General features: G+C 32.7%; 20 protein-coding genes. 7 read left to right on the plus strand and 13 right to left on the minus strand.

Translation table 11 applies throughout. The annotated features are described in order from the left end of the window. Window positions 1–14 precede the first annotated feature (14 nt). Entirely contained in the window at window positions 15–1016 is a 1002-nt protein-coding gene (locus tag ABXT56_RS04150; protein ID WP_415299460.1) for an NAD-dependent epimerase/dehydratase family protein, read from the plus strand. On the opposite strand, the gene ald is transcribed toward ABXT56_RS04150, so the two are convergent. Together ald and ABXT56_RS04160 are read right to left on the minus strand one after the other, a co-directional pair. Next, window positions 1013–2125: an alanine dehydrogenase gene (gene ald / locus ABXT56_RS04155; protein WP_415299461.1), complete on the minus strand. Its 1113-nt coding sequence runs from the start codon at window positions 2123–2125 to the stop codon at window positions 1013–1015. The genes ABXT56_RS04150 and ald overlap by 4 nt on opposite strands. A gap of 43 nt (window positions 2126–2168) precedes the next feature. Next, on the minus strand, window positions 2169–3515 hold the full coding sequence (locus ABXT56_RS04160) for an aspartate aminotransferase family protein (protein WP_415299462.1): 1347 nt from the start codon (window positions 3513–3515) through the stop codon (window positions 2169–2171). Window positions 3516–3709: 194 nt separating this feature from the next. On the opposite strand from ABXT56_RS04160, the gene ABXT56_RS04165 reads away from it, so the two are divergent. The 4 genes from ABXT56_RS04165 (at window position 3710) to ABXT56_RS04180 (ending at window position 8463) form a co-directional block, all read left to right on the plus strand. Then, window positions 3710–4651 (plus strand): ABC transporter substrate-binding protein, encoded by a 942-nt coding sequence (locus ABXT56_RS04165; RefSeq protein ID WP_415299463.1) that lies wholly within the window; start codon window positions 3710–3712, stop codon window positions 4649–4651. Between the two features lie 89 nt (window positions 4652–4740). Continuing rightward, window positions 4741–5538: an ATP-binding cassette domain-containing protein gene (locus ABXT56_RS04170; protein ID WP_415299464.1), complete on the plus strand. Its 798-nt coding sequence runs from the start codon at window positions 4741–4743 to the stop codon at window positions 5536–5538. Between the two features lies 1 nt (window position 5539). After that, window positions 5540–7450, plus strand: coding sequence for an ABC transporter permease subunit (locus ABXT56_RS04175; protein WP_415299465.1), 1911 nt, complete (start codon window positions 5540–5542; stop codon window positions 7448–7450). Between the two features lie 2 nt (window positions 7451–7452). Continuing rightward, window positions 7453–8463: an Ldh family oxidoreductase gene (locus ABXT56_RS04180; protein WP_415299466.1), complete on the plus strand. Its 1011-nt coding sequence runs from the start codon at window positions 7453–7455 to the stop codon at window positions 8461–8463. Here the strand turns inward: ABXT56_RS04180 and ABXT56_RS04185 are convergent, their stop codons facing one another. Then, on the minus strand, window positions 8464–9606 hold the full coding sequence (locus tag ABXT56_RS04185; RefSeq protein WP_415299467.1) for an epoxide hydrolase family protein: 1143 nt from the start codon (window positions 9604–9606) through the stop codon (window positions 8464–8466). A gap of 49 nt (window positions 9607–9655) precedes the next feature. On the opposite strand from ABXT56_RS04185, the gene ABXT56_RS04190 reads away from it, so the two are divergent. Beyond that, window positions 9656–10567 (plus strand): bifunctional enoyl-CoA hydratase/phosphate acetyltransferase, encoded by a 912-nt coding sequence (locus ABXT56_RS04190; protein ID WP_415299468.1) that lies wholly within the window; start codon window positions 9656–9658, stop codon window positions 10565–10567. A 65-nt stretch (window positions 10568–10632) separates the two neighbouring features. Beyond that, on the plus strand, window positions 10633–11919 hold the full coding sequence (gene hisD / locus ABXT56_RS04195; RefSeq protein ID WP_271520462.1) for a histidinol dehydrogenase: 1287 nt from the start codon (window positions 10633–10635) through the stop codon (window positions 11917–11919). Here hisD and ABXT56_RS04200 read toward each other — a convergent pair. From ABXT56_RS04200 to ABXT56_RS04245, 10 genes are all read right to left on the minus strand, one after another. Then, on the minus strand, window positions 11916–12686 hold the full coding sequence (locus tag ABXT56_RS04200) for an alpha/beta fold hydrolase (RefSeq protein ID WP_415299469.1): 771 nt from the start codon (window positions 12684–12686) through the stop codon (window positions 11916–11918). The two genes, hisD and ABXT56_RS04200, sit on opposite strands and share 4 nt — an antisense overlap. A gap of 5 nt (window positions 12687–12691) precedes the next feature. Next, complete coding sequence (locus tag ABXT56_RS04205; RefSeq protein ID WP_415299470.1) at window positions 12692–13300, minus strand: LysE/ArgO family amino acid transporter; 609 nt, start codon at window positions 13298–13300, stop codon at window positions 12692–12694. An 8-nt stretch (window positions 13301–13308) separates the two neighbouring features. Beyond that, window positions 13309–14814 (minus strand): ABC transporter permease, encoded by a 1506-nt coding sequence (locus ABXT56_RS04210; RefSeq protein ID WP_415301391.1) that lies wholly within the window; start codon window positions 14812–14814, stop codon window positions 13309–13311. Continuing rightward, window positions 14804–15856 carry a quaternary amine ABC transporter ATP-binding protein gene (locus ABXT56_RS04215; RefSeq protein WP_415299471.1) on the minus strand — a complete coding sequence of 351 codons (1053 nt, stop codon included), beginning with the start codon at window positions 15854–15856 and terminating at the stop codon, window positions 14804–14806. The genes ABXT56_RS04210 and ABXT56_RS04215 overlap by 11 nt, the downstream gene beginning before the upstream one ends. Before the next feature lie 85 nt (window positions 15857–15941). Further along, on the minus strand, window positions 15942–16904 hold the full coding sequence (locus tag ABXT56_RS04220) for a glycine betaine ABC transporter substrate-binding protein (protein WP_415299472.1): 963 nt from the start codon (window positions 16902–16904) through the stop codon (window positions 15942–15944). 122 nt (window positions 16905–17026) lie between these two features. Then, entirely contained in the window at window positions 17027–17482 is a 456-nt protein-coding gene (locus ABXT56_RS04225; protein ID WP_229704552.1) for a TRAP transporter small permease, read from the minus strand. 58 nt (window positions 17483–17540) lie between these two features. Then, entirely contained in the window at window positions 17541–18824 is a 1284-nt protein-coding gene (locus ABXT56_RS04230) for a TRAP transporter large permease (protein ID WP_415299473.1), read from the minus strand. Window positions 18825–18917: 93 nt separating this feature from the next. Next, on the minus strand, window positions 18918–19958 hold the full coding sequence (locus tag ABXT56_RS04235) for a TRAP transporter substrate-binding protein (RefSeq protein WP_415299474.1): 1041 nt from the start codon (window positions 19956–19958) through the stop codon (window positions 18918–18920). A gap of 107 nt (window positions 19959–20065) precedes the next feature. Further along, window positions 20066–21547, minus strand: a complete 1482-nt coding sequence (locus ABXT56_RS04240) for an aldehyde dehydrogenase (RefSeq protein WP_415299475.1) — start codon at window positions 21545–21547, stop codon at window positions 20066–20068. After that, window positions 21547–21957 (minus strand): VOC family protein, encoded by a 411-nt coding sequence (locus ABXT56_RS04245; protein WP_415299476.1) that lies wholly within the window; start codon window positions 21955–21957, stop codon window positions 21547–21549. The genes ABXT56_RS04240 and ABXT56_RS04245 overlap by 1 nt, the downstream gene beginning before the upstream one ends. Window positions 21958–21970: the final 13 nt, after the last annotated feature.

A 21970-nucleotide genomic window follows, 5' to 3' on the forward strand; every position in this document is an offset into this window, starting at 1 on the left:
TAATTTATCTACATATGAAAATTTTTATAACTGGATCATCAGGCTTTATTGGATATCATTTATCTAAGAAGCTTCTAGATAACGGTCACACAATTCATGGATTTGACTCTATGAATAATTACTATGATGTTAGATTAAAAAAAGCTCGTTATAAAATTTTAAGAAAATATAAAAATTTTACTTTTACTAAGGGAAATTTAGAAAATCAAAAATCTATAAATAAATCAATCGTAAAATTTAAACCTAAGATATTAATACACTTAGCTGCACAAGCAGGTGTAAGATATAGTATTGATAATCCTCGTTTATATTTAGAGTCAAACATAACTGGAACTTATAATGTTATAGAATCTGCAAAAAAAGTTAATGTTAAACATTTACTTATTGCCTCTAGCTCTTCAGTTTATGGTGCGAATAAAAATTTACCATTTAAAGAAGTTGATAAAACAGAAACACAATTAAGCATATATGCTGCAACAAAAAAATCTACTGAAAGTATTGCACATTCGTATTCAAATATTTGGAAAATACCAATTACAATGCTAAGATTTTTTACTGTGTATGGGCCATGGGGGAGACCTGACATGGCTCTTTTTAGATTTACCAAAGGTATAATTAATAAAAAAAAAATTGATATTTACAACAAAGGTAAAATGTACAGAGATTTCACTTATATAGATGATGTTGTAGATGGTATCAGTGCTTTAATAAATAAAGCACCAAGTTTAAATCAATTTGGAAAAATTAAAAATGATAGCCTGTCTCCTGTAGGTCCTTTTAGAATTTTGAATATTGGTAATACAAAAAAGGTGTACCTTTTAGATTTTATTAACACAATTGAAAATGAACTAGGTATTAAAGCTATAAAAAATTTTATGCCCATGCAAAAAGGTGATGTTAAAATGACAGTATCAAATACAGCTTTGTTAAAAAAAATAACAAACTATAATCCTAAAACAAATTACAAAATAGGGATTAAAAAATTTCTAAAATGGTATTTGGAGTATTATAGTTAAAAAGTTTTTGATGGTTCCACGTAATCGTGTCCAAAAACATCAGCAACTGCTTTATAAGTTACTTGACCTTTACAAACATTTAAACCTGCAAGCAAATGTTTATCTTCACTTAATGCTTTAGCATAACCATCATTTGCAATTTTAACTAAATATGGAAGTGTTGCATTGTTTAAAGCTATTGTCGAAGTTCTTGGAACACCACCTGGCATATTTGCTACACAGTAATGAATAACATCATCAATAATATAAGTTGGATCACCATGAGTTGTTGGTTTGCTCGTCTCAACACAACCCCCTTGATCAATTGCAACATCAACAATTACAGATCCTCTTTTCATTAATTTTAACATTGATTTAGTAACTAATTTTGGAGCTTCAGCACCCGGAATTAAAACACCTCCAATTAAAAGATCAGCTTCTGCAACCAATTTATTTAAATCGATTTTATCACTTTGTTCTGGAATAATTTTATCACCGAACATTTCAACAAGTTGTTTTAGTCTTGCTTCAGATTTATCAACAATATGAACTTTGGCCCTCATACCTGTTGCTATAACTGCAGCATTTTCTCCAACAACACCACCACCTAAAATAACAACAGTTCCTCCTTCAACTCCAGGAGCACCACCCAATAAAAGACCTCTACCGTTTTGATTTTTTTCTAAACAATGTGCACCTGCTTGAACAGACATACGACCAGCAACCGCACTCATTGGTGCAAGTAATGGTAATCTCCCATTATCATCAGTTACTGTTTCATAAGCTATACAAACACCTTTAGATTTAATTAGTCCCTCAGTTAATTCTTTAGCTGCTGCCAAGTGTAAATAAGTGTAGACAATCTGATTTTCTCTGATCATCTTAACTTCTTCTGATTGAGGCTCTTTTACCTTAACAATAATATCTGCATCATTAAAAATATCTTCAGCTTTATCAATGATTTTAGCACCAACACTGGTGTATTGTTCATTTTCAAAACCCGCTTCAAATCCTCCATTATTTTCAACTAAAACCTCATGCCCTTCAGATATTAAAGTCTTAACGCTGTGGGGTGTTAATCCAATACGATGCTCTTGTGGTTTGATTTCTTTAGGTACGCCTATTTTCATAACTTGCTTTTCTTTTTGCAAATACTTTAATTAAATAAAGTTTTTAGTTTTTTTGATTTTTTTGATAGTTGGTAATACCAGTTCTTAACTTTTCAATAATTTCATCGATATGGTTTTCTTCACAGATGAATTGAGGAGCTATAATTAAACAATCTCCTGTTGCTTTAAAGTTAACACCAGCTTCATAACATGCTTTAAAACACTCATAGCCAGCTTTACCAGGTTTAGTATTTAGTTTCATATCAATTCCACCCATCATTCCATATCCTCTAATGTTATCTACCGATTCTAAATCTTGAAGAGAAAACAATCCTTTTTGAAAATAGGGAGCTAAATTTTTTGCTCTATTAAAAATATCATCTTTTTCAAAAATATCCTGTACTGCAAGAGCTGCTGCTACTGCAACTGGAATTCCTGAATAAGTATAACCATGAAATAATTCAACAGCCCCTGTTGGTGAAGCATCCATTACTGCATCATAAATATAATCACTACATGCAACAACGCCCATAGGTACAACACCATTTGTTGTAGCTTTAGCCATTGTCATAATGTCTGGTGTTACGCCAAATTCATCAGCACCAAATTTAGAACCTGTTCTACCCCAGCCTGTAATTACTTCATCAAAAATTAAAAGTATTCCATGTTTGTCACAGATCTCTCTTAGTTTTTGTAAATATCCTTTTGGTGGAACTAATGTTCCAGTTGATCCAGCAATCGGTTCTACAATACAAGCAGCGATGTTTTCACCACCAAAGTTTTGACAAATAGTTTCTAAATCATTTGCTAAATAGTCTCCAGTTTCTGGTTGACCACTTACAAATTTATGTTCTGGTAAATGTGTGTGTCTAATATGTTGGACACCTGGCATTAAAACACTTGCAAATGTTTTAACATTGTTAACCATTCCACCAACTGAAATACAGCCAATGTTCATCCCATGATAACCACGTTCTCGACCAACAAATCTAAATCTTTCTGCATGTCCTTTTGCTCTGTGATATGCAACAGCAATTTTAATTGCAGTTTCTACAGCTGTAGATCCACAAATTGTAAAAAACATTTTATTTAAATCACCCGGTGTATGTTTAGAAATTTTTGTAGCTAGTTCAAAAGAACCACCAAAACCTTGTTGAAATGGTTGCGCGTAATCTAAAGTTTCCAATTGTTTTGTTACAGCTTCTGTAATTTCTCTTCTTCCATGACCCAGTGGATTACAAAATAAACCTGAGCTCGCATCTATTTGTGTTTTTCCATGGTGAGTTTTTAAATAAACACCTTTAGCTTCTGTTATAAGTCTAGGGTTTGCCTTAAAATCTTTATTAGATGTAAATGGCATCCAATGTTCATTTAATGAATTTGGTACTGAAGTTCTGTTTTCTGAGCTCATTTATTTTCTCTTTATGTATAATAAAATTTCACGAAAACTATTAGACTAAATTAGTTGATTTTCTACAATTATTTTAACACATTAAGTTATATGCATATTACAACCTAAGAGTGTAATTGTTGTTTTTTGTTTTACATCTACCTTAAATTGAATTTTAATAGTCTTAATTTAATTAATTAAACAGAGGAATAATAATGAAAAAAATAATTAGTTTTATTCTTGGATCAATCGTAGCTCTTAACCTATCTATATCAGTTGCAAATGCTGCTGCTAATGAAGTTAGAGTTGCGTTCTTTCTAGAATGGCCAACGCCAAACCAAGAAGATAAAGTTAAAGGTTTATACGAAAAAGCCTTAGGTGTTCCAGTTAAATGGACTAACTTTTCAAATGGTGGAGCAATGACTGATGCTATGTTAGCAGGAGATATTGATATTTCTTACTCTCAAGGTTTAGTACCATTTATTAATGCTGTTAAATCAAAAGCACCTTTAAAACTTGTTGATATTGCTATGGAATACGGAATGGGTGGAACAACTTGTGTTACATCTAATGCTTCTGGAATTACAAAAGCAAATGCTTCAGAATTAGAAGGCAAGAAAGTTGCAGTTCCACTAGGAACTATGGCTGAATACGTTTTTGACGAAAGTATGAAAGTTGTTGGAGCTGACAAAGGTAAAATGGATGTTATTCAAATGGACCCAGAAGAAGGAGCTGCTGCATTAGTAAGTGGTGACGTTGTTATGGCTTGTCTATTTGGAGGTAACTCTATTAAAGCAGCAACAGCAGTTGGATCAAGACTTTTAACTGTTCAAGAAGCTAGAGATGCTGGTATTTTAGGTATAGATATCACATCTGTTACAGATAAGTTCATGAAAGAAAATCCAGGAATGTTAAGAACTTTCATCGAAGTAACTCACGAAGCAAATGCTAGATACGCATCTGGTAAATCAGATATGAACGTAATCGCTAAAGATGCTGAAATGAAACTTGCTGATATGAAAGAAACTATTGGTGGATTTAAATTTCTTACACCTGCAGAAACTGAAAAATCTATGACTTCTGGAAATCTTGATGGTTTCTTAAAAGGAATGGGTACTCCTAACGGAGCAGTTGATACAAGTTTTTTACCTCTATAATTTAGAGCGTAAAATAAATTTAAATAGGCGCCAATTTAAAAATTGGTGCCTATTTTTTTAATAAAAATTCTAATACAAAAAGTTATTTTATGAGTAATTTAGTTTCTCAAAATTTAAATATGATTTTTAAAACTCCAAAAGGAGAAACTGTTCATGCTTTAAAAGATTTAAATTTTACACTCAAAAAAGGAGAACTTTTGACAGTTCTTGGTCCATCGGGCTGCGGAAAAACAACACTACTAAATATTACTGCTGGCTTTCTTAGACCTACCTCGGGTTCAATTATTCTTGGTGGAAATGAAATCAATGGCCCAGGTGTTGAAAGAGGAATGGTTTTTCAACAAGGTGCTTTATTTGAATGGTTAACAGTTGCTGAAAATGTAAATTTTGGATTGAGAATGAAAAAAGAAGATCCAATTGAAACAGAAAAAAAAGTTGAAGAATGGTTAGAAATTGTTGGTCTTCAAGGATTTGGTAACACACCTACTTATCAATTATCTGGAGGTATGCAGCAAAGAGTTGCTTTAGCAAGATGTCTAATTAATGACCCAGATTTAATTTTAATGGACGAACCACTAGGAGCACTAGATGCTTTAACTAGAGAAAAAATGCAATCTTTAGTTTTAAAAATTTGGAAAGAAACAGGAAAAACAATTATTTTAATTACTCACTCTGTTGAAGAAGCATTATTACTGGGTGAAAGACTTTATGTGATGGCACCAAGACCAGGACGTATACATAAAGAGTACAATCTTCCATTTGCTTCAATGGGTTTGAAAGAAGATTTAAGAGATATTAAGAATTTAAAAGACTTTACCAGTAAAAGAGAGGAAATCTTAACTATGATATGGGATATGGAAGAAGAAATAATGGGTAAAGATATTTAATATGTTTACTCAAATTATAACTTTTTCAATCATAGTGGCAATTATTGGCTGTATTATGTATGGCCGAAAACTTATTAGGACTGAAAAAGTTGATGCAGTTTTTGGTAATCCAGAAAGAGCTAAAGGAGGAACACATTGGATTATAGTTGGAAGCGGTGTTATTTTATTAACTTGGCTTTATTATTCTTGGGATATTGCAAAATCTTTCTATCCTCAATCTGCAAATGAATTATGTCAGGTTGGTAAAGTAAATGACTCGTTACTTTCATTAAAATATTTATTTCCAATCGAGGAAAGAGAGTTCAAAAGTACATCAAGAATTAAATCTGAAAATAAAAATATAATTAAACTTTCTAATGAAATTAAGAACTCAAATGAAATTAATGAAACAGATCGAGCAATACTATTAGGATTACTTCAAAAAACTAAACTAACTATTCCATTATTAACAAATGAATTTTTATTAGAAAATGAGACTAAAACTAGAATATCAGAGTTGGTAGTTAAAATTGATCAATTATCCTCAGAATTTAATAAAAAAGATTACCCTTATGAAACCTTAGAGCAAAAAAACAAAAGATTAAATGAAGCTAAAGTTGAGGGTGGTTGGGGCGCATCAGGTACTGCTGTAGAAAACACTGTTGAAGTACCGACTATTCCTAAAACTGATAAGGGATTAAAATTTGATGCTGCGGCTAAAGAATTAAAAATAATTAGTGATGAGTTTTTTAAATTAAGAAATCATAATTCTCAGTATAAATCTTCAATTAAAAAAATTAAAGATGAAGTTAAAAAATTTAGAAAAGAAGCTGATGATAGTCAGGAAGTAGCCTCAACACTAGCTAAAGATGTTCTTAAAATTGCTAGAAGGATTGAGTATGCAAGTATTTTTCCTCCTAAAACTTTAAACGATTTACAAGGAGCAATCATACATTTTGACGAGATTCAAAAAAAGGAACAAGGTTCTTTGAAATATGTTGATATGTTTTTATTTCCAGCGGGTACAATTGTATCAAGTGGTCCAAATTGTTCTGAGCAGGGTTCTGGAAGATGGTTACCTAAACCTTCGGATACTTTAAATAAATTTATTCTTTTATCTAAACCAAGTGTTGGATTTAAAAATATTCCGTTGCTTTGGTTTGAAATGATGGATGTTAGTAAAATAGTTGGTTTCATTTTACCTGATTGGATTGCAGATATTGTTCCTGGGAATTATCCTGTTCATAACGAAAATGGTGTTGTTAAACCAAACTTCAAAAGTAAGGTATTAAGTGTAGCTACAGGTGATTTTAGATTATTTAAGATACCAGTTCCTATGGGTCATATTTGGGATTCTTTTTTAAGAGTATTTTTAGGATTAATGCTTGGAATAATATTTGGTGTACCACTAGGATTATTCATGGGTTTAAATAGATTTGCTAAAGGATTTTTCGATCCATTAATTGAACTTTATAGACCTGTTCCACCACTTGCTTGGGCTCCACTTATCATATCTGTTTTAGGTATTGATAATGTTGGAAAAGTATTTTTACTTTTTATGGTATCATTTTCTATTATGATCATATCAGCTAGAGCTGGTGCATCAGGAACTCAATTATCAAAAATCCATGCCTCACATTCACTAGGTGCTTCTAGATGGCAAATATTAAGATATGTAATATTTCCTAATTCTTTGCCAGAAATTTTAACTGGGGTAAGGGTTGCTGTAGGTATGTGTTGGGGAACTCTTGTTGCTGCTGAATTTTTAGCTGGAACTACTGGTATCGGTTTTGTTGAAAACGTTGCAAAAAAATATTTCCAATATGAAGTTATCTGGATCACTATTTTTGTAATGGGAATGTTGGGTCTTTTATTTGATGTTACTCTTCGTAAAATAATTGACAAAACTATTCCATGGCGTGGTAAAGGCTAAAAGTGAAAACCCCAATTCTAAAAAAAAAAATCATAAAGATTTTCCAAAAGTATGGTTTAAGCAAAGATCATTCTTCGATCTCAGCTAATGCATTAATTAATGCTGAGCTAGTTGGTGCGTATGGGCATGGATTATCTAGATTAAAAATGTACTGTGATCGTATTTCCAAAAAATTAATTAATCCAAAAGCTAAAATAAAGATTAAAAAAATTTCTCAATCAATTGCACATGTGGATGGTAATAATTGCATAGGTTTTGTTGCAGCAGATACTGCTATCAAAACAGCAATAAGTAATGCTAAAAAAACTGGTATTGGCTTAGTTGCAGTTAAAAATAGTGGTCATTATGGTTTGTCTGGTTATTATGCAGAGCAAGCAGTTAAAAAAGGACTAATGGTAATGGTTTTTACAAATGCTCCTCCTGCAGTTGCTCCACATGGAGCTTTAAGAAGTTTATTTGGAACAAACCCTATTTGCTTTGGAACCCCAACAGGCTCTAAAGTTCCTTTTATTTTAGATACTTCAATTTCAATGATTAACAGAGGAAAGATTAGAGTTGCTGCAAGAGAAGGAACAAAAATTCCTGAAGGTGTTGCTTTAGATAAATTTGGTAAACCAACTACAGACCCTAAAAAAGCTTTAGAGGGTGTTCAATTACCTATTGCTGGATTTAGAGGTTCTGGATTAGCTTGGATGGTTGATATTTTAAGTGGTGTATTAACGGGTGGTAATCATGCGGGTAGAGTTAAGGATCCATTTACTGATTTTAGTGGTCCACAAAATATCGGTCATTTATTTTTTGTTTTAAAACCTAATTTATTTGTCGGTAATTCTTTTAATAAAAGAATAAAAGACAATATCAAAACTATAAAAAGACTGCCTAAAATAAAAGGTGTTAAAAAAATTCTTTATCCAGGAGAAAATAAGTTCAATAGATTTAAAAGTAATCTTAAAAAAGAAATTAATATTTCAAAAGCTGTTCTAAAAGACTTAGAGTATTTACAAGGTATTTAGTTAACGAACTGTCCTTGAAAATTTAACAAGGTCGTTAACAAGAAGTTCAGGTTCCTCTAATGCTGCGAAATGTCCACCGCTTGGCATCTCGGTCCATTGAGTAATGTTAAATAATCTATCTACATAAGATTTTGGAGGCCATTCAGACATTTCAGCTGGAAAAATTGCAGCAGCAGTTGGTATTTCTATTTTTTTAAAATCTTTAGGAAAAAAACGTCCACCCTCTTCTCTTCTTCCATAGTAAATCCAAGAAGCTGTATTAAAAGTTTTTGTAACTATATAAACCATAATGTTAGCTAATAATGTATCTTTTGAATAAACACTTTCAATATCTTCATTTTTTAAATCTGACCAAGCATACATTTTTTCAATGATCCAAGCTGCAACTCCAACAGGACTATCCATCATACCATAACTCAATGTTTGCGGCTTTGTTGCTTGTTGGGTTCTATAACCATCCTGCATTATTTGATCTTTATCAAACTTTTTTTGCCACTCTTCTTCTTGCTTTGATTGTGGACCATCAGCATGACGCATAGTTAAACAATTAATATGAATTGCTTTACATGATTTTGAATGATCATAACCAATCCAATTAGCAATAGTTGCACCCCAATCTCCACCTTGTGCTAAATAATTTTTATATTCAAGGTTCTCTATCATTAATTTATTTAAGATAGCTGCCATTTTTCTTGGACCAATTGGCTTAGATGGTCTACCTGAAAATCCAAAGCCAGGTAAAGAAGGCACAATTACATCAAATGCATCTTCAATGTTTCCACCAAACTTTTCAGGGTGTGCAAGTTTTTCAATTATATGTAAAAACTCTACAACTGATCCAGGCCATCCATGCATAAGAAGCAATGGAGTTGGGTTAGAGCCACTCCCTTTTTCATGAATAAAATGGATTTCAATATCATCTACAACAGATGTAAAATTTGAAAATTTATTTATTTCTGTCTCATGTTTTCTCCAGTCAAAATCTTTAACCCAATAACTTGAGATCTCCTTCATGTAATCAAGATTACTTCCATATTTCCAGCCACCATCGTCTGGCATTTCATGCCATGGGTAATTTTTTACCTTAGTATAAATTTCTTGAAGTGTTTTATTGGGAATATTTAGCTTAAAAGGCTTAATCATTATCAATTTACAGTATATACTTTTTAAAAATTCATACTAAATATATTTCATGCTTTCAAATAAAGAAATTGTTTGTCCTATTAACCTTCTTGACCATGCACATAAGAAAAAAGGTGTTAATGCTGCTATCGTTAATGCGGGTTTACCCTTACCAATGCTCTCAGTTCAGGATGCTGTTAATGAAAATCTAATTACACCTATTTTTATAGGGGATAAAAAAAAAATTCTCAAATGTGCTGAAGATTTAAAATGGGACGTCTCTTCATATGAGATAATTCATGAGCCTATAGAAAACAATACAGCAGCAATAGCTGCAAAACTTGCTAGCCAAGATAAGGTAAGAATTATTGTTAAAGGTCATATTCATACTGATATTTTGATGAAAGAAGTTTTAAAGAGAGATTATAATTTACTTGGAAAAACAAGACTAAGCCATATATGGCATATGACAAATACTAAAGATGATAAGCCTCTTATAATTACTGATGGTGCTTTAAATGTTTTACCTAATATAAAAACAAAAATGCACATCTTAAGAAATGTAATTGATTTTTCAAATCGTATAGGAATTGAAAGACCAAAAGTTGCAGTACTATCAGCAACAGAAGAAATTTTAGACAGTGTTCCAAGTTCCATTGAAGCAGATGAGATTACAAAACTTGCAAAAAAAGACAATTTAAATGCTGATGTTTTCGGTCCCTTAGCATTTGATAATAGTATTTCAAAAAAATCTGCCGCTATAAAAGGTGTTAAAAATATTGTAGCCGGGGATGCTGATGTTTTATTAGTTCCAAGTGTTGAGACTGGAAATAGTTTAGTTAAAATGATGATTTATTTTATGGGAGCTTGTGCTGCTGGTGTAGTTGTTGGTGGTAAAGTTCCAATTGTTATTACGAGCAGATCTGATGAAGCTCAGGCTAGATTGGCATCCATTGCAGCAGCTGTTGTTGCATTAGACTAATTCATCATTGAAATTGTTTCATTAAAGTCTATAAGAGTGTTTCACAAAAATCAGAGAGGGTAATAATGGCTATAACTTATTTAAAAAAATCACCTAAAACTTCATCAACTGATGACACAAAAACAACAGGAATAGTTCAGGATTTATTAAAAAATATCGAAACTACAAAAGAACAAGGTTGTATAGATCTTACAAAAAAATTTGATAAGTACGATGGAGAAATCATCGTTTCTAAAGAAAGAATTGAAGAAATTAAAAAAACATTAGACCAAAAAACAAAAGATGATGTTCAGTTTTCATATGAAAGAGTTAGAAAATTTGCTGAAGCTCAATTAAAAAATTATGGTCAAGATTTTGAGGTTGAACTTTCTGATGGATTATTTGCTGGTCAAAAGTTAGTACCTGTTAATACTGCTGGATGTTATGTACCAGGTGGACGTTATGCGCACATTGCATCAGCTGTTATGAGTGTAACTACAGCAAAAGTAGCTGGAGTAAAAAATGTTATTGCGTGTAGCCCTCCAAAAGAAGGTGTAGGTGCTCATCCGACAATTATTTATACAGCTGATTTATGTGGTGCTGATGTAATTTTAAATTTAGGTGGTGTTCCAGCTATTGCTGCTATGACTAATGGTTTGTTTAATAACCCAGCGGCAGATATTATTGTTGGTCCTGGAAACCAATTTGTTGCTGAAGCTAAAAGAATTTTATTTGGAAAAGTAGGTATAGACCTATTTGCAGGCCCTACTGAAATTGGAATTATTGCTGATGCTAAAGCTGATCCAGAAATAGTGGCTGTTGATTTAGTAGGTCAAGCTGAACATGGTTACAACTCACCTTGTTGGTTATACACAACGAGTAAAGAACTTGGTGAAAAAGTGATGAAAAGAGTTCCAGAGCTGATTGCTGAATTACCAGAGGTACCAAGAACAAATGCTGATGCTGCTTGGAGAGATTATGGTGAAGTTATTCTTTGTGATACTGATGAAGAAATGGCAACCATTAGTGATGAGTATGCTCCAGAGCACTTAGAAGTTCAGACAGAAAATTTAGAGTGGTTTCATAAAAGACTAACAAACTATGGTTCTTTATTTATTGGTGAAGAAACAACTGTTGCTTATGGTGATAAGTGTTCAGGAACTAATCACATTCTTCCAACTAAAGGTGCAGGAAGATATACGGGTGGATTATTTGTTGGTAAGTTTGTTAAAACTTTAAGTTTCCAAAGAATGACAAAAGAGTCTACTGAGTTAGTTGGTGCTGCAGCTGCAAGAATTTCTAGATACGAAGGAATGGAAGCACATGCAAGAACTGGTGATGTAAGATTGAAAAAATATGGTTATTCAAATTAAAATTTAGTACTTGTTTGATTAATAAAACCCTTAATTAAATCATTAAATTTTCTTGGTTCTTCCAGATGGACATTGTGACTACAATCTTTAAAGATTTCTAGTCTACTATTGATGATATTTTTATTAAGTGTTTCAACTTGTTCAAAATTATAAGCAGTATCTTTGTCACCCCAAATAATTAATGTTTCATTTTTTATATTCTTTAAATTTTCAATACCTGTCCAATTTTTCATTGCTTTAAGTGCATTGTCTGCAGATTCTACAGAAACATTTTGAACAGCATTCACACATAAAAAATAATTTTTATCTTGATCTCCTTTCACAAACCATTTTTTTGGAACTCTTGAAAATGATACAGCCGCACCTTCTTCTTTTAATCTTTTTCTGGTTTCATCAATTGTTTCAAATCTTCCAGGAATTTCTCCAATAGACCCAGTGGCAAAACAAATTAATTTATTAACTCTTTCACCAACTATTTTAGTTATTTCTTGTACTATCATTCCACCCATAGAGTGACCTATTAAATTGAATTTATTTATTTTTTTTTCATCAATAATATTAATTACAAATTGAGCCATTTTATTAATTGTATCTAAGGATTGAGCTCCACTACTTTCACCAAAGCCTGGTAAAGCTGGCGATATAACTCTGCAAAATTTTGAAAAAAAATCTTTTTGATTACACCACATTTCAGAAGAACCTAAGAAACCATGAATTAATACTAAAGGGTATCCTTCTCCGACATCATCTATGTAAATATTATTCATAACAATCAATTAATCATTTTTGTAATGATAAACAAAGTTAAAAAGCTCATAAAAATGATTATTAAAAGATTTATTATGTTCCAAACTCTTTTATTTTTAGCATATATAGAAAAATATTTAGATAGATATCCAATTAAAAAGAAAAATAAAAAAGAAGCAATTGATGCACCTATTCCAAAAAATATTTTTTGACTAATAATAAAATCTTTTGAAAAATTTCCCAAAAAAAATACTGTATCTGAATATACATGAGGATTTAAATATGTAAATCCAAGAGTCTTTAAAAAAATATTAAAGACAGTAATGCTAGTCAAGTCTGAATCAAAATTAATTGCTGTATTGTAAGCCTTTATTTTTGAATAAATAAAATGTAATAAAAAGATAACTAAAGCAATATTAAACACTAGCTCAACATTAGAATTAAAATACTTATTAAAGAGTTGAAAAATAAATATTCCAAGAAAAATTAATACTAGGTCTGAAATTGAGCAAATCAAACAAACAAGAAACACATATTCTTTTTTTAAACCTTGCTCTATTACAAAAATATTCTGAGCCCCAATTGCTAGAATAAGACTTAACCCAGTAAAAAAACCTAATAACAAATATTCCATTAGGTTTTTTAAACTCTTTTCTTGCCTTGAACAACTCTATCTAAAATTAATGCAACAAACAAAATAGCTATACCCGCAAGTATACCTTGTCCAACATTAGCGTATTGTAATGCCTCAAGAACATCTTGTCCTAAACCTTTTGCACCAATTAGAGACGCTACTACCACCATAGCTAAACTTAACATTACTGTTTGATTAACACCTGCTAAAATTGAAGGTGTAGCTAGTGGTAGATCTACTTTTCTTAACAAATACCATTTAGTTGCACCGTAAGCTATAGCTGCTTCTCGAATTGTTTCTGGTACTCCACGTAATCCTAAAACAGTAAGTCTTACAACAGGTGTACCACCAAAGATCATTGTAATAATTACTGCTGCAACCTTTCCAGTTCCAAAAAAAGCTATTACTGGAATCATGAATACAAAGGCTGGCATTGTTTGCATGAAATCCATTATCGGTCTAATTAATGAATAAAATCTTTGACGTCTTGCACAAAAAATTCCAAGTGGAATACCTATTGCTATACTTAGAATTGCAGCTGTTCCTAATAAGGCTAATGTCGTCATTGCTTTAACCCAGAAGCCTAAAAAACCCATATAACACAAGAAACCTGTCGAATAAATTGCAGCTCTAGGCCCAGCTGATAAACCTGTTAAAGTTACAATTGCAGTAATAATTACGATCCAAGGAGTTTTAACAAACAATAATTCTAAGAAATCTAATACCGACCTAATACCGATTGTTATCGCTGTAAAAATCACATCTCCTTTAACAACCGCATAATCAAAAATAATTTCTATCCATTTAATTGAAAATAATCTTATTTCAGGATGAGTTGGAAACGTATCCATTAACTGAAGTAAACCTGGAAAGCTATAATGGATAACGCTAAAAATCATTATAACAAAGGTAAAAACACTACTTAAGACATAATTTTTCATCTGCATACCTGGATGAATAGATTTATCAGATAACCATTCAGAATATTTTTTTTCTAAAATTGAATTAGCCAAAACACCTTGGACAATCTTAACTGCTATCAATAAAATAAATCCAAAAATTGCAATCCAAATTGCTGAAGCCTCTACTCTTGTAATTTCGTCAAGATAACCTTGCATGGCATCTTCTAAAGATTTTATATTTCTTTTAAAAACATCAATTTTATCTGGATTATTCTCTATCGCTGCTTCTAATTGTTTATTTCTAAAAGCTATTGTACTCTTAACTTGTTCAACTTTAGCAATGGCATCTGCTGTAATATTACCAAATAAACCTCTAATGATTTGTACTACTGAAAAAGTTTCAATGATTAAAAAAGCTAATGTCCAATTCCAAACATTGCGCATTCCAAACCAAACAGGTCCTAAAATAAATGCAAATAGATTAAATGAAAATGAATAAGTAGGCTTACTTCCAATTTTTTTGAATTCTTTAATGTAATAATCTGGATTACTTTTTACAAAATCAGTAATTAACTCATTTCTAGATGGGTTTCTGATTGTTTTATTCTCCATCACTACCCTCTACAACAGCCTTAAGTAAATCAGCTTGCGTTATCACACCAATATTTTTGCTTTCATTATTTATTACCAATATTGGTTCATCTTTAATAGAAGATTTTTCTATTAGTTTATTTAGTAAATCATTTTCATGAACACTTTCTAAATTTTTAGCTAGTGGCCCAAATTCCTTTTCAAATTTATCAATGGGTTGCATGATAGATTTAGCTTGAACAATTTTTAATCTAGATATTCCTTTTACAAAGTCAGCTACGTAATTGTCTACAGGCTTCATTACTATTTCTTCTGGCGTTCCTATTTGAATAACTTTTCCATCTCTCATGATAGCAATTCTATGACCTACTCTAACAGCTTCATCTAGGTCATGCGTTATAAACACTGTTGTCTTTTTCATTTGTTTTGAAAGTTTGATAAATTCTGCTTGAAGTTGTCTTCTAATTAACGGGTCTAGTGCACTAAATGGTTCATCCATTAATAAAACATCAGGATCTGCTGCTAAGGCTCTTGCTAATCCTACTCTTTGTTGCATTCCACCTGATAGTTCATGAGCAAATTTATTTCCCCAACCCTGAAGCTCTACAATATCTAAAATTTTATTGGCGGCATCCAACCTATCATTTTTACTTATGCCTCTTATTTCAAGTGGCATTGCTATATTATCTAATACTGATCTGTGGGGCATTAAAGCAAAGTTCTGGAAAACCATACCTATCTTTTTATTCCTTAAATCTTGTAAACTTTTTGGATCAAACTTCATCACATCTTCATTATTGATCAAAATTTGTCCTGAGGTAGGTTCTAATAATCTATTGATATGTCTTACTAAAGTGGATTTACCACTACCAGAAAGCCCCATTACACAGAATATCTCTCCCTTTTTAACGTCAAAAGAGACATCGGATACACCAATTACTGAATTATATTTTTCTAAAGCTTCTTGTTTTGAAATACGTTGATTTTGAATAGCATTTAATGCTTCTTCAGAATTATTACCGAATATCTTCCAAACATTTTTTATTTCAATAGCTGAGTCCATCAGATCCGTTCGAAAATTTAATAATTTTTTTTTAAGAGAAATACCCGGCAACTTTATTTATTGCCGGGTAAAAATTTAAATTAACTTAAAGTCCTAACCAACCATCAACTTTAGATTTATTATTTTTCATCCATGTTCTAGCAACATCAGCTGGTTGTTTTTTTTCAACTGAAATTTGGTAGGCCATTAATGAAACATCGTCTGCTGATAATTGAAAATTCTTAAAGAAATCAACAATTGCTGGAGATTTTGCTTCTAAAGAAGTACCCCAACCAATTTGGATTTGTTTAAGAGCATCTTTTGATGCAACATAAGATTTTTTGTACCAGTCAGCATCTTCTTTAGGCTGAACCATTTTGTATTTGGCTTTATCAAATTTAGGTTCTGTCAACATAACTACGTCAGCCATTCCCCAAATTGCATGCGGCTTGTAACAATAAAATGCATATCCTTCACCTTTTTTAATAGAGTCAAGTACTCTTGCATTTTTTACAGCTTCAGCAGCTCTGATAGGTTCAATACCCGCATCATATAAACCATAATCTCTAAGTTTAACTTGGTTTACATTTGCAGAAGCCCATCCATCAGCACCAATCCAAAACTCACCTTTACCATTACCATCACTATCCATTGCTTTTACAACTTCTGGTCTAGCTAAGTCTTCAATTGCTGTAATATTCATTTTTTTAGCAAATTGTTGAGACACACAATATCCTTGGTTTCCTTCGTAAGGTTTTGAACTTAACTTAAGAGTTCCTTTAGGAACTAGATCATTAGTATAAGCCTGTTGATTAGGTAACCAGATATCAGGGTGAACTTCTATTTCACCTTTGCTTCTATCAATTGCACCATAGATTGCAGTATTGTTTCCTGGAACTAATTCTGCTTCTCCACCCATTTTGTCATTAACAACTGCTGCTAATAAATTTGCAATAGCTGTTGCACCTGTCCAACCTGGATCTCCTATTTTAACTTTCTCAGCAAATGTTGAAAAAGTAGCAAATAAAGAAATTAAACTAGCTACAAGTGTAGTTTTTATTATTTTCATTATATCCCTCTCGATTAATTTAAAAAAAGAAGATTAACTTAAAACTTTTAAGTGAGTCAAAGACTAAAATAGGTTTTTTGTCTCTTTATTATGTGTTGTTATTGGTGATTAATCCAAAAGAACTAGACCTTTTTCACAAAACTAATAGCAGCGCCAATGGTTGTCAAAAATCCAGCTAACGGTAGGATTGCAACTGCGTATTTCTTTGGCATATAATTCTCTTTGAACTCAATACCTTGGAAACTAATTTCAAAATACCACATTTCCCAATACTTTCCACGCATACCCTCTACAAGTTCAAATCCATAAATTATCAGGACTATACCAATTGCCATAATCATAAGTTTCCAGAACTGACGTATATATAGTGACAGTCTATTTGGTAATTTTTCATAGATTAAATTTAAAGCTATGTGTTCATTGTCTCTGGCTGTCAGAGAAAGTGCTATAAACATCAACCAAATATTACTTAATACTGTTAGAAGATCACCCCAAACAGGAGGGTTGTTAAAAACATATCGCATGATTACGTTATAAAGGGTGAAACCAACCATCGCAGCCAAAAGGAGTGAACACACAGCTTCCAATGTACGATGGATAAAACGGTCAATGTTATTAAAAAATTTTAACATATCACTAATTACTTAATAGGTTTGGAAGAAACATGGTCAACTCTGGAATAATAAGGATAAAAAATAAAAGTAAAAACAGCCCAACTAGATAAGGAATTAACGCAACAGCAACTTTTTCTAGACGCACTTGTGCTATTGTTGCAGCGGTAAAGAACGCGACACCAACAGGTGGTGTTACTGATCCTATTAAGAAGCCAACTATTACAACGATAGCCGCTTGTATCTCAGGAAAGCCAGCTTGAGCCATAACATTAACTAATACTGGGCCAACTATGATAATGTTTACCGCAGAGTCCATTACTGTTCCAAGTAGAAAAATAAATAGGATAACGGCTAAAATAAAAATAATAGGGGATCCTGTAAGGCTTAGAAGCCAGTTTTCAAGTTCACCAATTGCACCTAGAGAGGTAAGTAACCAACTAAAGGGTCCCGACGCAGCTATGATAATAAAAACCATTGCCGAATTACGGAATGCTCGACGAAAAGCACCAGTGCAATCTTTCCATTTAATAGTTCGATACACGAATACACCTGTAAATAACGCAACCATTGCTGTGATAGCTCCAGCCTCTACAACCGATGCAACACCACCCATTACTGAACCCACTAAAACCACGGGTATCAGAAGGGCGAATGAGGATCGATATAATTCTTTACCAGCTCGACGTATCGAAAATTTTTCATCACTGCGCTCGAAGTTATATTTAATTGCAAAGTAATGATTGATTATCATGATCACAACGCCTATCAACACACCTGGAATAATTCCAGCTGCAAATAGCGATGCAATCGAAAGCTCTGTCGAATTAGCAAGTACAATCATCATGATACTGGGTGGAATTATGCCTCCTATAGTGGAGCTTACACCTGTAACCGCAGCCGAAAACGCAGGAGGATAGCCAGCTTTTTTCATAGCTGGTAATACTAATGCTCCAACTGTAGCTGTATCTGCTACGACAGAACCATTCATCCCTGCAAAAAACATGCTCACAAGAACATTAACTTGAGCCAGTCCCCCTCGTACACGTCCAATTAATGATTTGCTCAAGGCTACTAACCTGTCAGTAATCGTGGCACTTGTCATTAACTCACCTGTCAGCATAAAAAACGCAATTGCAGTTAATGGAACTGAGTCAATAGCATTAAACATTTGACTAGGGATTAAAATAAGGGGTACAGCGTCAGTAAATAGAATATAAACAAATGGTATCAGTATTAATATGAAGCCAATGGGGGCACCTAATAGGATTAGAAAAAGGAGTACTCCGAGTAGAATGATACTTTCCATAGTTAATTATTTGTTATGAATTGTTTTAGGTAAAGATCATCTAGTTCTAAAAATTGAGCTAAATGATCTTTACACAGTTTTTCGTTGAACGATTTAAAGAGCCCCAGCTTTCTCTAACTGAGCTACAAATCCATCCATTCCTTGTTCAAGAAGTACTCTTTTAGCTACCTCTGGTTCAAAAGTACCCTTGGCATCTAACCATGCACCGATTGCACCTGACCTCCATTTAGTCATTTCCGCTTCAGATGGAACATACCATTCTTTCACAGATGCTTTAATTGCATTTTCTCCATCCTTAATCCAAGCGTTATCTAACTCGTTTACTTTTTCTCCATAAGCATCAGCTGCCTTGTGTAACCATTTTTTCTCTTGAGAAGATAAAGCATTATACTGCTTTGCATCCATTGCTAGAATATTTCCGGACCACATGCCACCAATCTCAGTGAAGTATTTTGCAACTTCATGAAGTTTTGCTACATGTTGCCAAGGACTAGCAACATACTGACCCTCAACTACACCTGACTGTAGACCTGAGTATAACTGGCTCCAATCATAAGGTGTTGGAGTTGCACCCCAATTTTTAACTAGCATGAACTCAATTGGACTCTTAGTAGTACGCCACTTTAGACCTTTCATGTCATTAGGAACGTGAACTGGTTTAGTTGCATTTCCAAGCTGTCTAAATCCACCGCTTGAATATACAGAAAGGCAAATGTGGCCTGAATTTTCAAGTGCTAGTTTGCACTGTCTTTCTGCAAGCCATTCATTTGATATTCTTTTCGCATCTTCAAGTGATTTGAAAATGAAAGGTAAATCAAAAATTGCCAACTCTGATCCAAAATTACCATAGTTTGCCGTAGAACTAGTCCAAAGCGATATAAGTCCTTGATTGGCTTGTTCACCACATTTCTGTTCAGCACATAAGCTTTTTTGATAATGTGGTTCGATTTTCATCTTACCTCCAGAGGCTTTTGCCAAGGCCGGTATCAATGCTTGATCTATGGCGTCACCGATTGGCATACCCAATCTACCAGTAGTTCCAAGCTTAAGAGTTGTTTCTGCAACAGCGGCTAAGGTAAACAAAGCCATAGCAAACCCTGCAAGTAGTGTCTTCATAGTTTTAATTGTTATCATTTTATTTCTCTCTATTTGTTAAAAAAATGAAGCTTAGCTTAAAACTTTTAAGTGAGTCAAAGACTAAAACAGGCCTTTTGTCTTTTTATACTTGTTAATATGTGTTCTTATTGGTGGCTAATCCAAATAGTTTTAGTCTGAAGAAAGGAATTAAGTGCTTCAGTACCTTGATCTCTACTTAAAGAGCCAGATTGCTTATACCCTCCAAATGGAGTTTTAATGTCTCCTTCAGAAAAAGTATTAACTGAAACTGTGCCACAAGGAAGGCTTTTAGCCATATGAAATGCTCTATCAATATCTTGAGTAAAAACACTTGCATGTAATCCATACTTTGAATTACTTGCAATCTTTAAAGCTTCTTCAGTATCATTTACTGTAATAACACCTAATACAGGCCCAAAAATTTCTTCTTGAGCAATTACCATATTTTCTTTTAAATTATCAAATAACGTTGGTTTTGCAAAAAAACCTTTTTCTGATTTTTCAGATACACCACCAAATAAAAGTTTGGCTCCTTCATCAATTCCTTTTTGAATAAATCCATCAACTATTGCCAAATGTTTTTTGGAAATCATTGATCCCATGTTTGAACTTGGGTCTAATGGATCACCTACTTTAAGGGCTTTAACTTTTTTTGAAACTTTGTCTAAAAATTCATCCTTAACTTTGCTATGAATTATTTGTCTCATGTTTGCAGAACAGTTTTGCCCACCATTCCAAAAAGCAGAATTAATTGCATCATCAATTAAATTATCTGTAATTTTTGCATCTTCTAAAACTATAAATGGACTTTTTCCACCCATCTCTAGACCAATAGTCTTTAAATTGCTTTCACCAGAATATTTCATAAATAAAGCACCAACTTCTGTTGAGCCTGTAAATGAAACAGCATCAACATCATTGTGTCTTCCAAGTGCTTCACCAACATCTCCAAAACCTGGAATAACATTTAATACTCCATCTGGAATTCCAGCTTCTTTAGCAATTTGTGCAACTCTAATTGCAGTTAAAGGTGTGTCCTCTGCTGGCTTAATTATGACCGAACATCCTGCAGCTAATGCTGGAGCCATTTTCCATACTGCCATCATTAAGGGGAAATTCCAAGGAACAACTCCAGCAACAACGCCAATTGGCTCTTTAACAATTAAACTCGTTAATGATGGTTCTGTTGGTCCAACTTTACCAAATACTTTATCTATTAATTCTCCATACCATTGAAAATGCATTGGAGCATCATTTGCTACTTCATTAATACAGTCTCCAATTAATTTTCCAGTATCAACACATTCAAGAACAGAATTTTCTTCACCAGTTTGTCTTAATAATTCAGCAAACTTTAGTAGAACATCCTTTCTAAATTCTGGAGACGTTTTAGACCAAACACCACTATTAAAAGCTTTTCTTGAAACTTTAACTGCTAGATCAACATCTTTATGATTACATTTTGAAACTGAACAAAGAACTTCACCCGTTGCAGGATTTATATTTTCAAACTTTTTACCATCAATAGCCTCAACATACCTGCCATCAATAAAAGCTCTTCCTTCAAATTTAATCTTGCTTACTATAGATTTATAATCAGAAGCCATTAATCTGCATTTGCAGTTAATGTTTTGATCTCTAAAATATTTTCGTTTGGATCTTTTACAAAGAAAGTTTCTTGTTCGTACTTGGTACCTTTAAATCTTAAATAGGGTTCGTCATAATATTTAGTACCATTATCTTTTAATCTTTGTTTAAGAGTATCAAAATCTTTTCTCGACAAATGAACACCAAAGTGTGGAACTGATACATTTCCCATATCGACATCATGTCTTTCATTTTCCATCTTATGTTCACTGGCGTGAAGAGTTAATTCATTTCCCCAAAAGTCAACATCAGCCCATTCCTGAGCAGAATTATCTAATCTGCAGCCTAGTGCTTCATTGTAAAATTTTTTTGCAGTCTCTAAATCTCCGCATGGTACAGCTAGATGAAAGCAATTTGTGTTTTTGTACATAAGTTTCTCCTCT

The sequence above is a fragment of the Candidatus Pelagibacter sp. Uisw_134_02 genome, assembly GCF_047720265.1.
Classification (GTDB): domain Bacteria; phylum Pseudomonadota; class Alphaproteobacteria; order Pelagibacterales; family Pelagibacteraceae; genus Pelagibacter.